The 13,196-nt window shown below is 39.2% G+C and carries 12 protein-coding genes; 5 read left to right on the top strand and 7 right to left on the bottom strand.

Going from position 1 to position 13,196, the window contains the following annotated elements; genetic code table 11:
• The first annotated feature begins 8 nt into the window (after positions 1–8).
• Positions 9–221, top strand: a complete 213-nt coding sequence (isiD, locus tag H6G68_RS20150; protein WP_071190114.1) for a protein IsiD — start codon at positions 9–11, stop codon at positions 219–221.
• Between the two features lie 75 nt (positions 222–296).
• Here the strand turns inward: isiD and H6G68_RS20145 are convergent, their stop codons facing one another.
• The 5 genes from H6G68_RS20145 to H6G68_RS20125 all read right to left on the bottom strand — a co-directional run bounded on the left by H6G68_RS20145 (position 297) and on the right by H6G68_RS20125 (position 5,746).
• The gene (locus tag H6G68_RS20145; RefSeq protein ID WP_190908232.1) at positions 297–1,121 is read right to left on the bottom strand and encodes a pentapeptide repeat-containing protein; all 825 of its coding nucleotides are present in this window, start codon (positions 1,119–1,121) and stop codon (positions 297–299) included.
• A gap of 11 nt (positions 1,122–1,132) precedes the next feature.
• A complete protein-coding gene (locus H6G68_RS20140; RefSeq protein ID WP_190716476.1) occupies positions 1,133–1,771 on the bottom strand; it encodes a beta-carboxysome protein CcmP in 639 nt (212 codons plus the stop codon).
• A gap of 291 nt (positions 1,772–2,062) precedes the next feature.
• The gene (locus H6G68_RS20135; RefSeq protein ID WP_190908231.1) at positions 2,063–3,676 is read right to left on the bottom strand and encodes an RluA family pseudouridine synthase; all 1,614 of its coding nucleotides are present in this window, start codon (positions 3,674–3,676) and stop codon (positions 2,063–2,065) included.
• A 257-nt stretch (positions 3,677–3,933) separates the two neighbouring features.
• Positions 3,934–4,122, bottom strand: coding sequence for a hypothetical protein (locus H6G68_RS20130; RefSeq protein ID WP_071190151.1), 189 nt, complete (start codon positions 4,120–4,122; stop codon positions 3,934–3,936).
• 475 nt (positions 4,123–4,597) lie between these two features.
• Positions 4,598–5,746 (bottom strand): alanine--glyoxylate aminotransferase family protein, encoded by a 1,149-nt coding sequence (locus H6G68_RS20125; RefSeq protein ID WP_190908230.1) that lies wholly within the window; start codon positions 5,744–5,746, stop codon positions 4,598–4,600.
• Between the two features lie 304 nt (positions 5,747–6,050).
• On the opposite strand from H6G68_RS20125, the gene H6G68_RS20120 reads away from it, so the two are divergent.
• Positions 6,051–6,440 (top strand): DUF1499 domain-containing protein, encoded by a 390-nt coding sequence (locus H6G68_RS20120; RefSeq protein WP_190908229.1) that lies wholly within the window; start codon positions 6,051–6,053, stop codon positions 6,438–6,440.
• On the opposite strand, the gene H6G68_RS20115 is transcribed toward H6G68_RS20120, so the two are convergent.
• Complete coding sequence (locus tag H6G68_RS20115; RefSeq protein WP_190908228.1) at positions 6,427–7,503, bottom strand: glycosyltransferase family 4 protein; 1,077 nt, start codon at positions 7,501–7,503, stop codon at positions 6,427–6,429. The two genes, H6G68_RS20120 and H6G68_RS20115, sit on opposite strands and share 14 nt — an antisense overlap.
• Positions 7,504–8,034: 531 nt before the next feature.
• Here H6G68_RS20115 and H6G68_RS20110 point away from each other — a divergent pair.
• Complete coding sequence (locus H6G68_RS20110; RefSeq protein WP_190908227.1) at positions 8,035–8,838, top strand: ABC transporter permease; 804 nt, start codon at positions 8,035–8,037, stop codon at positions 8,836–8,838.
• A 390-nt stretch (positions 8,839–9,228) separates the two neighbouring features.
• A complete protein-coding gene (locus H6G68_RS20105) occupies positions 9,229–11,073 on the top strand; it encodes a bifunctional serine/threonine-protein kinase/formylglycine-generating enzyme family protein (RefSeq protein ID WP_190908226.1) in 1,845 nt (614 codons plus the stop codon).
• A 338-nt stretch (positions 11,074–11,411) separates the two neighbouring features.
• On the opposite strand, the gene H6G68_RS20100 is transcribed toward H6G68_RS20105, so the two are convergent.
• A complete protein-coding gene (locus tag H6G68_RS20100) occupies positions 11,412–11,666 on the bottom strand; it encodes a type II toxin-antitoxin system Phd/YefM family antitoxin (RefSeq protein WP_190908225.1) in 255 nt (84 codons plus the stop codon).
• Positions 11,667–12,082: 416 nt separating this feature from the next.
• Between H6G68_RS20100 and H6G68_RS20095 the strand changes: the two genes are divergently transcribed.
• On the top strand, positions 12,083–12,709 hold the full coding sequence (locus H6G68_RS20095; protein ID WP_190908224.1) for a hypothetical protein: 627 nt from the start codon (positions 12,083–12,085) through the stop codon (positions 12,707–12,709).
• The last annotated feature ends 487 nt before the right edge of the window (positions 12,710–13,196 follow it).

Here is a 13,196-nt window from a genome sequence, read left to right as displayed (position 1 = left end):
CAAGCATTATGAAAACTCTAAGCATTTCCAAAACAGAAATTGCTGCCATGAAAGCAGCAGAGGTGGAAGATTTGGCTACGCGTCTGGAATTGGATAATTACAGCAATGCTTTTGAGGGTTTGAATGACTGGCATCTACTGCGAGCTATTGCGTTTCAGCGTCCAGAGTTAGTTGAGCCTTATATTCACCTCTTGGATTTAGAACCCTACGACGAAGCATAGCAATTTTAGATTTGAGATTTTAGATTGGGGTCTGTAACTGTAACTTAATTCCTACCCACTCATACCCATTGCTACCTAAAATGGGTAAGTGTGGGACTCATTCCTAGAACCATCAGGCATAATTGCACCTTGGAGATTGACACCATTGAGGTTCGCACCCTGAATATTCGCACCTCTAAGGTTTGCACCTCCAAGGTTTGCACCTCCAAGGTTTGCACCTCGCAAATTAGTCCCACTTAAATCAGTTTCTGTCAAGTTAGCTTCACTCAGGTTAGCTCTAAATAGGTATGAACTACCCAAATGTGCCTTAGTTAAATTAGCTTTATACAAATTAGCTTTGTAAAGGTAAGCTGCCATTAATTCCGCTTCATATAAGTTCGCTTCACTCAAGTCAGCAGCAATTAAATTAGCCCCAATCAAATTAGCAAAACAAAGGTTACAGCGGATTAATTTTGCCTCTCCTAAATCCGCATCTCGCAAAATAGCATCTTTTAAATCAGCCCCGATCAGATTAGCATTTGTAATTACAGCACCTCTGAGATTGGCTGCACTCAAATCAGCACCAATCAAATTTACATGACTCAAATCAGCCTGCATCAGTGTTGCACCACTCAAGTTAGCAATACTAAAATTAGCTGCACTCAGGTTAGCTTCAATCAAAATAGCCTGCTTGAGATGAGCATTACTCAGATTTGCACCGCTGAGATTTGTTCGCACCAGTAAAGCATGACTTAAATCTACCTTGGTCAAATTTACCCCTTGGAGATTTGCACCCCGGAAGTTTTCTCCTTGCAGGTTAGTCGCACTAAGATCAAGTTCAATTTGGGGATTTTGCTTTCTCCACTCTAGCCAGGTAACTGCACCTGCTTTGAGTAGTCCCAGATGCTCTCGATTTGCCATTTTTGCTCCTTTTATTCCTTACGCTGCTGGGGATTTTCTCGACCAGGGACATTCTCAATCGCCGTTAAGGCTCCTGCTGCCCCCGCCAGGATATCCCGTTCGTTTCCACCTAAATACAGCCTTCCAAAGCTACCTACAGCTTGCACTTCCAGGATATTAATTGACGCTGCTTTCTCGGCTTCATTTGCAGCTAACGCAGCGTAAGCAGCTGGTTCAACTTCCAATACATATAGGGTTTGTCCAGCTAACAGTAGCTGTCCCCGACGGGTGCGATTAATAAGTTGGGTTTGGTAAGCGTCAATATTGCGAATAATTTGGCTAGAAACCACACGGGGTTTGAGACAGTCTTCTTTTTTCACTCCCAGCAGGGCTAAAATTGCTTGTCCTGCGGCTCGTGTTTCCCCTTGGGAGCCAGAATGCACTTCTAATAGTCCATACAGCCTTTCCACTACCTGTACTCCCGGACGGACAGAGGCAGATTTGAGGGCGACATCTGTAATTTTATTGATTTCGATACCAGGTGAGATTTCAATCCACAGGGATGTATCCCCAGGTAATGGTAAGAAACCTTGGGCTACTGTTCCCATATATGCGGCGTGTTGAGGTTGCAGATTGTCTAGAAATACGAAACTGCGTAGTTCTATGCCCAAAATTTTGCTCTCCAGTCATGAGGGTAAACGTTTTTTCTATGCAATATTAGAGTTTACCGATAAAAGCTACATCAGCAAAATAGAATCAGTTAAATTAAGTAGGTAGGCAATAATAAATCAAACTATGTTAAGTAAAGTAACAAAGTCTGAAATTTCCTCGTAGTGTGGGCTTCAGCCCTACTTCGAGGTCTAAAGACCTCACTACAAACCTTTAATTATTTACGTTACTCTACTTAGTCTAGAAAATCTCCTTAGGGAACCGCACGGAGACGCGGTGAAGCGGAGAGTTTTTCAAAATGGTGTTTTTGTCTGTAGATACAGATTTTTTCCTAAATGCGGATGTTGAAAACTCAGTTCTCTGGCGTGCAGATATAGTCTACTTCTCTCAGCACTGCAACCATACAGCTTATCTCCCAAAATCATCATCCCTAATCCTCGCACATCAGCCGCATGAACTCGTAATTGATGGGTACGTCCTGTCAGAGGGATAAATTCTATACGGGTATAGTCTCCTTCTTTTCTTATTACCCGGAAGCGAGTTAAGCTGGGTTTACCCCTTTCTAAATCAACTGTTTGATAAGGACGATTTTCAGGATTTCCCCACAATGGTAAATCAATTACACCTTCATTAATAATCAGATTACCTGCAAGGATGGCTTCATAAACTTTGTGAATTTGTCTTTTTTGGAATTGTTGATTTAGTTGAGAATGGGTAAATACATCTTTAGCTAATAAAAGAATACCAGAAGTTTCTTGATCTAGGCGATGTACCGCCATCAATTCTACATCATACCAATTACGCAACCGACTCAGAACACTATCTTGGTTATGAAAATAACGTCCGGGTACAGAAAGTAATCCGGGAGGTTTATTAACAGCAATTAACCATTGGTCTTCATAAATAATTTCTTCTTTTCCCTGGGCTGAATGGTTAGTTTTTCCTGACAGCAAAAACCCCATTAATGGCTGACAACGTTCTACACAAGCACCATAAAATTTACCTGGATTTTTATCTTGGACAGAAGAATTTCCCCACCAAAACTCAGCCATTGCTAAAGGTTTTAATCCATGAGTTGCTGCATAATGTAATAATTTAGGAGCGCAACATTCCCCTGTGCCGGTGGGTGTTCCTCCTGGTAGTAGTTGCTGTAAAGATAGAGATTTTCCAGAGAAATTAGTTAGGCTATAAGCAGCGTGCATTTGGGTTTGCAATTGGCGAGATAGTTCTTTTCGCTGTTGTTTTAGTTCTCTGATTTTTGTATCTGCGGCATTTATGATTTGCTGTAAAGACTGCAAAACTTTATTTTGACGACGTTTGAGGTATTTGCGCTCAATTCCCTGCTGACGGCTTTCTGCTTCGAGTTGGGCAATAGTTTCGATTGTGATGTTTTCTCCGAGTTGTTGACGTTTTTCCTGTCGTTCTCTTTTACTTTGACTATGTTGCAAACTCAATATTTGTAACTGCTGTTGAAATTCAGCCGATAATATTGCATATTCTTCTCGTTCAGGAAGTTGTTTGAGAGTAATTATCTCTTGTTTAATTGCTGCCAACTTTGCTAAAGTTTGTGTTTCTGCTAATGCAATATCTTCCCTTCCGGGAATTGGTGTCACCCAACCTTCAACCACACTACAACTATTCAATAAACCGGAAAAAGCTTTAATTACTCTTTGTTCACCATTCGGTAATTCAACCAATAAAATACCATACATTTTACCTTCACGGGAATAAATTTCATTTTGCTGAAGTTGTTGCATTAAACCCTCAGCTATAGCTTCTGCTAAAGGAGTACGAGGAAGTTTCAGCAGTTCCCCCGTTTGCGGACAATTTCCTTCATAGTAATAGCTGGGAGGTGTGGAGGGAATTTCAGTGTTGGGGTTAAGAAACTGCGAAAGTTTATTTAGCATCTTGCTCAACAATGCGACTTATAGCTTATTAATATATAAATATATTTGGCGTTTCTGAACCAAAGCCGGGACTGTAAAAAATGCGATATCTAATATCAAGTCCCGTTAATTGCTGCTCAAAAAAACTCGACCCGTCCCCGCGTTCCCCCATCTCCGTGCGGTTCCCTAATGATTAGTATTCGCTCTGATACGATCTAATAACTCGCTCCAATCCCTACCCTATGAGTACATTGAGAGTAGGGACTGCTGCGAAACGTTCAAATATCAACATTGAGATTTTCGATCTGTTTAGCGGCTTTATCCCACCGTTTTGCAGAGTCCTCATCTTTCCAGTGAGTTCTCAGATTCTCAGCTTTTTTGTGGCATATACGCTCTAGCATCTCTAAAATTGCAGATAGTGTCAGCTGCTCAACTAACCCTTCTAAAATATTCATGTATTCTTTCATTACACACACCCCCGTAACTTGTACTTTGAGTTGTGGGACTTCTTGAACCGTCCTGTGTCGAATATCAACACAAGAAGTACAGATTCTCATCAATTTTCGTGACTTTTATATTATCCACCCAATAAGTTTTGAAATATGCATTTCTTCTTTATTCTCTACATTTGCCGGTATTACGAGCCAATTTCAATATTGGTTACTTAACTTAACATCCTCATTATCAATATCCTGAATATCCTTAAATCCTGTAAATCCTGATTCTAACCATTATCTCCTCTTTGTGCCTCTGGGTGAGAATAATTTATTGATATAGGAATCATAAATAATATTTGATAGCTTGCGTGGCGTAGCCATAAAATTTTAAGTCTCGTAGGGTGGGCAATGCCCACCGCAGCAATGGTGTATATTTCAAAAATCAAATACTATTGCTATAGTAATTTATAATTATGGCGGGCAAGATGCCCACCCCACAAGAATTCTATTTACCCAAAACTTGCTTCAAAGCCTCAACCAACTTATCCACACTTTCAGGACGACTATTAAAACCCATCAAACCCACACGCCAAACCTTACCCGCAAGTTCTCCCAAACCACCGCCAACTTCAATGTTATGCTCAAGTAATAACTGCTTGGCAACGGCTTTACCATCTACCCCTTCAGGAATGCAAACTGTAGTTAAAGTTGGTAGTCTGTATTCCTTTTCAACGTGCATTTTTAAACCGATTTCTTCCAGGCTTTCCCAAAGATACTCTACATTCTTTTGATGGCGTTGCCAACAATTAGCTAAACCTTCTTCCGCCATTAAACGCAGCGCTTCCCGTAAACCATAATATAAATTAATCGGGGCTGTGTGGTGATATGTGCGTTCAGTACCCCAGTATTTCCCTAACAACAACATATCTAAATACCAATTTGCAACTTTAGATTGGCGTTTTTGCAACTTCTCCATTGCCCGCGCACTCATGGTAAAAGGAGAAGCACCAGGAGAACAACCTAAACCTTTTTGACTGCAACTATAAGCTAAATCAACACCCCATTCATCCAAAAAGATGGGAACACCACCTAAGCTGGTAACGGTATCTACTAATAGCAATGTGCCATGTTTACGACACAAATCACCCACCCCTTCCAAGGGTTGACGTGCGCCGGTGGATGTTTCGGCATGAACTAAGGCTAAAATTGCGGGTTTATGGGTTTCTACTGCTGTACTGATTTCATCTAAATTGAAAACTTGTCCCCAAGGCTTGGTTATAGTTCGCACATCTGCGCCATATCTTCCCGCCATATCTACTAAGCGATTTCCGAAATACCCAGCTACACCAATTAATACCACATCTCCTGGTTCTACGGTGTTAGCCAGGGTGGCTTCCATTGCGGCTGTACCCGTACCACTAACGGCGATGGTGTGCGGGTTTTCCGTTTGCCATATGTAGCGTAGCAAAGATTGAATCTCATCCATCAAGGCTAAAAATGCGGGATCTAGATGCCCTAAAGGTGTGGTGTTCATAGCCTGTAATACCGCAGGATGGGCGTTAGAAGGACCTGGGCCAAGTAATAAGCGGTTGGGGACTTCTAGGGGTGAAAGTTTTAACGAGTGACTATCGTTAATGGAAATTATTGATGTCATAAATTTATTTGAGGCTAAATGGTAATTAATCGCATGATAAAACGATTTGCTACGCTATTGCCAGAGGCAATCGCGCATTGAGTCATACCATAAGTCTCATAATTTTCTATCCTTCCCCAGGAGGAGCAATCCAGGAATTGTCTTATTTCTTTAATTTTCAATTAACCACTTTCATTTATGATGGAATGATCAACCTCATCATAGATTTATATTTTTCGTGTCGATTCAAAAAACAAGAAGAGGTTTTTTAGGTTTTATCTTTCTTAGCATCCTCATTTTTATTTTTTTACCCCTACTTAACCCTATGATTTTTGCAGGCAAACGACCAAATAATTTAGGCGTTCAATCAGGTAAATTAGCACCCTGTCCTTCTAGCCCTAACTGTGTCTCCAGTCAGGCTTCAGATTCACTTCATCAAATCGCACCCCTGAGTTTTACATCCACCCCAGAACAAGCATTAGCTAATCTGAGAACTCTCATTCAGTTTTTACCTAGAACTAAGATAATTACTGAAACAGAAGATTATTTATATGCAGAATTCAAAAGTGCTTTGATGGGATTTGTCGATGATGTAGAATTCTATCTCGACCGTAACTCTAACATCATTCATGTACGTTCAGCTTCCCGCTTAGGTTATGGCGACTTAGGAGTAAATCGCCAACGGATCGAGGAAATTCGCGCTAAATTAAATTAACTACAGGAGTGCGGAAATGACCATTTTGAGCAAATTTCTCAGCAAGAACTTGTTGATAAACCGCTTCATAACCATCAGTCATTTTGTCTACACTAAAACATTTTTCCACATACCGCCGACAAGCATAACGGTTTAATTTATTTACCTTGTCAATTGCATTCACACATTCTTGTGTATTATTGCAAAGGAAACCGGTTTCACCATCAGCAATTACTTCTTCTGTCGAACCCATTCGCATCGCAATTACTGGCGTACCCGCAGCCATTGACTCTACCATTACTAAACCAAACGGTTCTCGCCAAGTGATAGGGAATAAAGTTGCGACAGCACTTCCCATGAGAACATTTTTTTCAGCATGATTAGCTTCACCTAAATACTGAATTTGCTCACCATCAATATGTGGTTTAATTTCTTTTTCAAAAAACTCCACATCTACCACATCTACCTTACCTGCCATTTTCAATCGCCAACCAGCTTGTTTAGCAATTTCAATGGCTAAATGTGGCCCTTTCTCTGGAGACATCCTACCCAAAAATGCCAAGTAAGGCTCATCTATTGGTTCGGGATAAAACTCATAACTACTAACATCAATGCCATTATAAACAGTGGTGACATAATTTAAGCCTAGACTCGGTTCCCTTTGGGAATCAGAAATACTGATATAAGGCTGTTTTTTGCCATATTTAAAGATTTTTTCATTATCTGGGGTAAAAATTCCATGCAACGTGTGAACTGTAGGCGTTTTCACAAGTTTTGTGTATGGTATGGGCGTATGTCCCATATGGGAATGAATAATATCAAAATCTTCGGCTCGCTCATAGACTGAAGCTAGTTGTAGCGATTCATAAATACTGCAATCTTTGACAGTTTTATCAAGTCTTAAAGCCCGAGGATGAACTGATATTAACTTTGCTAAAGTCAGAGAATCCCCTGATGCAAATAATGTAACTTCATGTCCCCTGCGGACTAATTCATCAGTTAACAATCCCACTACCAATTCTATTCCACCATAAGCTGGAGGAGGTACTCTCTCCCAAAGTGGAGCAATCTGAGCAATTCTCATTATCAACCTCCTAAAATGTAAGACTGTAAATTAGTGGTGTTTATTGGTTTGATTTAATTTGATTTAAATTAATGTCCAGCGATTCACCATAGCAGTAAATCACTTAAAACACCAACTATATTGATAAGTGCTTTAAAATCTTATGCTGTAACTTGGATATTTTTTGTCTATCCTAGGTAGGGAAATCATACTCACCTCAAGAGGTAAATTAGCAATTTAAATATCATCAATTTGACTGCCAATAGATGACTAATTTTCACAAAAAACCCAAATATCCCTAAATTTACCAAATTTACCAAATTTACCAATTCGTACTTACCCCAATCCCTAGGGTAATTTGTCTATTTATTTAAGTCTGGGGATGGGAAAATTTAGCCCAGGTAAAATAACCGCATACAGCAGATAGAAGTATATTGTGCTTTCAAGCTTCCCGCCCTATCTTGATGTGAATACGGTACGGAAGCAACGGCCATACCTTGACTTTGATAATTTATTTATGGTATGAAAAGGTATGACAAAATAGAACTAAATATGAATATCTCTAAAACAATCAAAAAACCGCGTGTCTCATGGCAGGCGGTTTTCTCACTAGTTATATTTGTGTTCATGTACTTGCCTATCTTGGTACTAGGTTTTTATAGCTTCAACCAATCACCCTACAGTGCAACATGGAAAGGATTCACCCTGGAATGGTATAAAACACTGTTCCGGGACGATCGCATTTTATCCGCTGTGAATAACAGTTTACTAGTTGCCTTTAGTGCAGTCACAGTTTCTTCCGTCTTGGGAACCATGATGGCTGTGGGGTTAGCGCGTTATAACTTCCCTGGTAAAAAATTGTATCGCGGCATATCTTATTTACCATTATTAATTCCTGATATTGCGATCGCAGTTGCCACTCTAGTCTGTTTAGCCGCCTTTGCCATTCCCCTCAGCATCTGGACAATCGTTGCCGCCCACATCGTTTTTTGTCTATCCTACATTAGCTTAGTAGTCTCATCCCGACTCAATAATCTAGATCCTCACCTCGAAGAAGCCGCCCTAGATTTAGGTGCAACCCCAATTCAAGCCTTCTTCAAAGTAGTTTTACCACAATTAATGCCAGGTATCATATCAGGCTGTTTACTAGCCTTTGTTCTCAGTTTAGATGACTTTCTCATCGCCAGCTTTACAGCAGGTAGCGGTTCCAACACCCTACCTATGGAAATATTTAGCCGCATTAGAACCGGAGTTAAACCTGATATTAACGCTCTTAGCGTCGTGTTAATTTCCGTCACTGGAACTGTCGCTGTTATAGCTGAATTAATTCGCGTTTCAGGAGAAAATAAAACTTGAAATAATTCGTAATTCGTAATTCGTAATTATCTCGTTCCCAGTCTCAGACTGGGAATGCTATTAAAGAGTCTCTGACTCTACTGTCACGCTGCACTAGTAATTACCAATCACCCAAACACTTGACAAGATCCCAAAACTCTTCTATTCTTAATATTATAATGGGAATCCGTGCGCGCATATTATAGTCACCCGAAAATTAGTAAATAGGGTGATAACAGATAAAACCTCCCCACAAACATAAATAAATCAACATATTCTCTTCACTTTTATTCCCATAATCTGCCAATGTCAGGACATAGATAGATATCCTTGTTTACTGACCTAAATATCTTTTATAAATTAGATAATATTGGGGACGACTTTGGAAAAGATGCTATCTTCCCCTCAACTATGCAAATTTGCCAAAATCCCAACTGTTCAAACCCCTTCAACCCTGACTACAGTAAATTTTGCATCGTTTGCGGACACGGTACATTTGGACAACTCCTCAGAAACCGTTACCGTGTTTTGCGATTATTAGGTGAAGGTGGGTTTAGTAAAACTTACGCAGCAGAAGACGTAGACAGACTAAACGCACCTTGCGTAATTAAGCAATTTTTTCCTCAAGTTCAGGGAACAGCACAACGTGCAAAAGCAGCCGAATTTTTCAAAGAAGAAGCTTTTAGATTATATGAACTTGGCGAAAATCATCCCCAAATTCCCCGGTTATTAGCTTACTTTGAACAAGGTGCTAGTTTGTATTTAGTCCAGGAATTTATTATTGGTAAAACTCTCCTCCAAGAAGTTCAAGAACAGGCTTATAACGAAACCCAAATTCGTCAACTTTTAGCGGATTTATTACCAGTACTTGATTTTGTTCACCAAAAAAATGTAATTCACCGGGATATCAAACCAGAAAATATTATTCGTCAAGATACAGATAACAAACCTGTATTAATTGACTTTGGTGGTGCAAAACAAGTTACTCACACCAGCATAGCCAGACAAGCCACAGCCATTTATACATTAGGTTATGCACCAACAGAACAAATGGCAGGTTTCGCTTGTCAAGCTAGTGATTTATACGCATTGGGAGTAACTTGCGTCAGGTTATTAACTCAAGATTTACCTATGCAAGATACCTATGGACTTAAAGATCCTCTTTATAATCCCATGAATGCAAAATGGTTATGGAAAGAACGTTTACAAGAAAAAGGGATTACTATTAGTGATAAATTAACATCTATTTTAGATCAGTTATTGCAACATTTCCCCAGCGATAGATATCAGTCAGCAGCAGAAGTATTACAGGATTTGAAAGCAGAAAAATCACTACCAGAGGCTATAGAAATTCTTCCAATCATTGAAACACCATTACCACCACCACTACCTCCAAAAAATATCGTCCCTTTACCACCTTTAGAAACCTTTGATTTTGATGTAGTTACAGTAAACACGGCTGGAAGAAAAGTTAGCTATGACAGACTTAATGCCAAATTCTTTCTAGAAGAATTAAATAAAAATATCGCTTTAGAAATGGTCTCCATTCCTAGTGGTACTTTTCTGATGGGTTCACCAAAATATGAAGGTGATGTAGAAGAATGTCCTCAACATCAAGTCACCGTTTCATCTTTTTTTATAGGGAAATATCCCATTACTCAAGCACAGTGGAAAGCGGTAACAGATTTACCACAAATTGTCCAACCTTTAAACCCCAACCCCTCAAAATTTAAAGGTGCCAATTTACCAATAGAAAACGTTTCTTGGTATGAAGCCGTGGAATTTTGTTTGCGGTTGTCAATGAAAACAGGACGAAATTATCGTTTACCCAGTGAAGCAGAATGGGAATATGCTTGTCGTGCAGGAACTACCACAGCTTTTCATTTTGGAGAACGCATTACTGCTGATTTAATTAATTGTAGTGGTGGTGATTTTTATTTTGTCCCACCAACAACTAATGTTCGTAAACAAATCACAAATGTTGGCAGTTTTGATATAGCAAATGCCTTTGGATTATATGATATGCACGGGTTAGTTTGGGAATGGTGTGCTGATCCTTGGCATAAAAATTATGAAGGCGCACCGACAGATGGTAGGGTGTGGGATGTGGATGGTGATATCCATCGTCGGGTTTTGCGTGGTGGTGCGTGGAATTTTAGTGCGGAACTTTGTCGCAGTGCGAGTCGCACTTGGAATGAAGCAGAAGGTGGTTTGAGAATGTCGGGTTTGCGGGTGGTGTTTTCGGCTGATGTCTGAATCCTTAGTAGGTTGGGTTAAGCAATAGCGCAACCCAACATCATATTGAATTTTGAAAATGTCTGAATCAGGATTTAAGGATTTAAGGATTCACAGGATGAAGAGATTAAATATTTTTCATAACCTCCTCATTTTCTTTATGGGTAAATGTCTGAATCAGGATTTAAGGATTTGAGGATTTTCAGGATGAAGATACTGTTTCTAATTAATTTAAAAGCTATAAATGTCTAAATCATACAAAAAATATTGTGTTAAAAAACTGTAACTATAAATGATCAACTTAATAATGATAACGGCAAGAAATAATAGTGATATAAACATCAGTTAATGCTAACATTCTACTCATCTAGCAAATCTCTGTTCACTATTTTCCCCTGCTTAAATTGAGTAATAAAACGTTCTAAATGTGCTGCATTGGCGGGAGATTTTAATAAATGAACAGTTTCCATTAAACTATTAAAAAACTCCAGAGACATTACCACAGCATCATCAGCATCTCTTCTGGTAATAATTGTATAGTCTGCATTTTCTGTAACTTCATCTAAAACGGTTTTTAGACTATTTGTAGCTTCACTAAATGAGATAATTTTCATGACACAAAAATCATCCAATATCATATCACTATATCTTACATGATATCTTGCACCCTTGTAGTAATCAAGGTTAGATTTGATGAATGTTAATTGGTGTAGTGACTGTCTTCAATGTCAAGCGATATCGCTACATATAATATAAACAATCCTGAAAATCCTATAATCCTGGATATCCTGATTCAGGCGATTAAGTATAAATATGTAAATGAATTGGAATTGAACTTAGCGTAAAGGAACGGAAAATACAGAGAAATTAACATAAAGATGCTTGACTATGCCTTAAGGTATATAATTGTAACTGGTACTGTTACTTACGGAAAGCTACTGGATTGAATTGCGTTTCTGGCGATCGCAACCAGGGAGCGTGACTGTAGTCAACGTAGATGCAATGTTGTTGATCTATCAAGGAGTTTTACATGAAGCTATCTCGTATTCTGCCATTAGTTGTTGGTAGTGCTGCTGCTGGTATCCTAGCTAGTAGTACATTTCCTGCACAAGCTTTGGTATTTAATTTTCAATTTGATAATACCTTAGACGGCACTATAACCCCTCCTATCGTGGGAACGGGAACTTTTAGCTTTGACGGAGATCTCGGCGATGGAACTTTCGCCCTTACGTTTTTACCTAACTATAACTTTTCTTTTAATTTCGGTGGAGACACCTTTACGAATGGTGATATCGTTGGAGATCACGATTTGGTTTATGCTATCATCTCGACTAGTGGTAGCGATCGCTTCGTGAATTTCTCAGATGTTAATCCTAATAATCCTTTAATTTTATTTACACCTGAATTTAGATCTTTATTATTAGGTGGAAATCTAGGAAACCTATATGAGTATGATGGAAACCCGGCTACAGGAAGGCTACAAGGCACCTTTCAGGGAATCGCATCGGCAGCTACACCAGTCCCCTTTGATATCCCCGGAGGCGCAACCATTCCCGCAGTAGGTTCACTATTTGCTCTGGCACTGATGAGAAAAGCTAAAAAAAGCCTAGCATCAAAAACCCGCATCGCCAGCCCTGTGAACACAGTAGTTTCATAACCCAATTGTGAATGTAGAGACATTTCATAGAACGTCTCTACATTATGGGTAATTAGCTTGTTATTCTCGCGTCAACGGCTTTTTTGACTTTAGACTAAACGCAAAGATATAGTATTGGGGGTAGAACGCATATAGCTTGTTCAATCCCAAATCCCTATCAAATTTTCCTGCCTTAATCATCAGCAATAACATTAAATTTATTAATATCCCTTAGCACCCATATACAGTACAAATACGTAAATAAAATTTTCGTGAAATTAGCATAAAGAAACAAAAAATTTTGAGAAATTAAGATCAAGATGCTTGACTACACCTTAAGGATAGTTTAAATTAGAACAGAGTAATTACTGATATTGCAGTGTTACTTGGATTACGTTCCGTTTGCATCTGCATAGCATTATCTTAAGTTTTTGGTACTCCGTACTGCGGCTTTTTGTGGCTTCAGGACGCTATTCGCCGCGTATATTTTTTGACTCTCTTAGGGAGA

The organism is Anabaena catenula FACHB-362, assembly GCF_014698735.1.
GTDB classification, from domain to species: Bacteria; Cyanobacteriota; Cyanobacteriia; order Cyanobacteriales; family Nostocaceae; genus Anabaena; species Anabaena variabilis_A.
This window is presented reverse-complemented; position numbering and strand designations above follow the sequence as displayed.

Coding starts and splice junctions, on each gene's coding strand:
- isiD (WP_071190114.1), top strand. CDS start 9: ATGAAAACTCTAAGCATTTCCAAAACAGAAATTGCTGCCATGAAAGCA.
- H6G68_RS20145 (WP_190908232.1), bottom strand. CDS start 1,121: ATGGCAAATCGAGAGCATCTGGGACTACTCAAAGCAGGTGCAGTTACC.
- H6G68_RS20135 (WP_190908231.1), bottom strand. CDS start 3,676: ATGCTAAATAAACTTTCGCAGTTTCTTAACCCCAACACTGAAATTCCC.
- H6G68_RS20130 (WP_071190151.1), bottom strand. CDS start 4,122: ATGAAAGAATACATGAATATTTTAGAAGGGTTAGTTGAGCAGCTGACA.
- H6G68_RS20125 (WP_190908230.1), bottom strand. CDS start 5,746: ATGACATCAATAATTTCCATTAACGATAGTCACTCGTTAAAACTTTCA.
- H6G68_RS20120 (WP_190908229.1), top strand. CDS start 6,051: ATGATTTTTGCAGGCAAACGACCAAATAATTTAGGCGTTCAATCAGGT.
- H6G68_RS20115 (WP_190908228.1), bottom strand. CDS start 7,503: ATGAGAATTGCTCAGATTGCTCCACTTTGGGAGAGAGTACCTCCTCCA.
- H6G68_RS20110 (WP_190908227.1), top strand. CDS start 8,035: ATGAATATCTCTAAAACAATCAAAAAACCGCGTGTCTCATGGCAGGCG.
- H6G68_RS20105 (WP_190908226.1), top strand. CDS start 9,229: ATGCAAATTTGCCAAAATCCCAACTGTTCAAACCCCTTCAACCCTGAC.
- H6G68_RS20100 (WP_190908225.1), bottom strand. CDS start 11,666: ATGAAAATTATCTCATTTAGTGAAGCTACAAATAGTCTAAAAACCGTT.
- H6G68_RS20095 (WP_190908224.1), top strand. CDS start 12,083: ATGAAGCTATCTCGTATTCTGCCATTAGTTGTTGGTAGTGCTGCTGCT.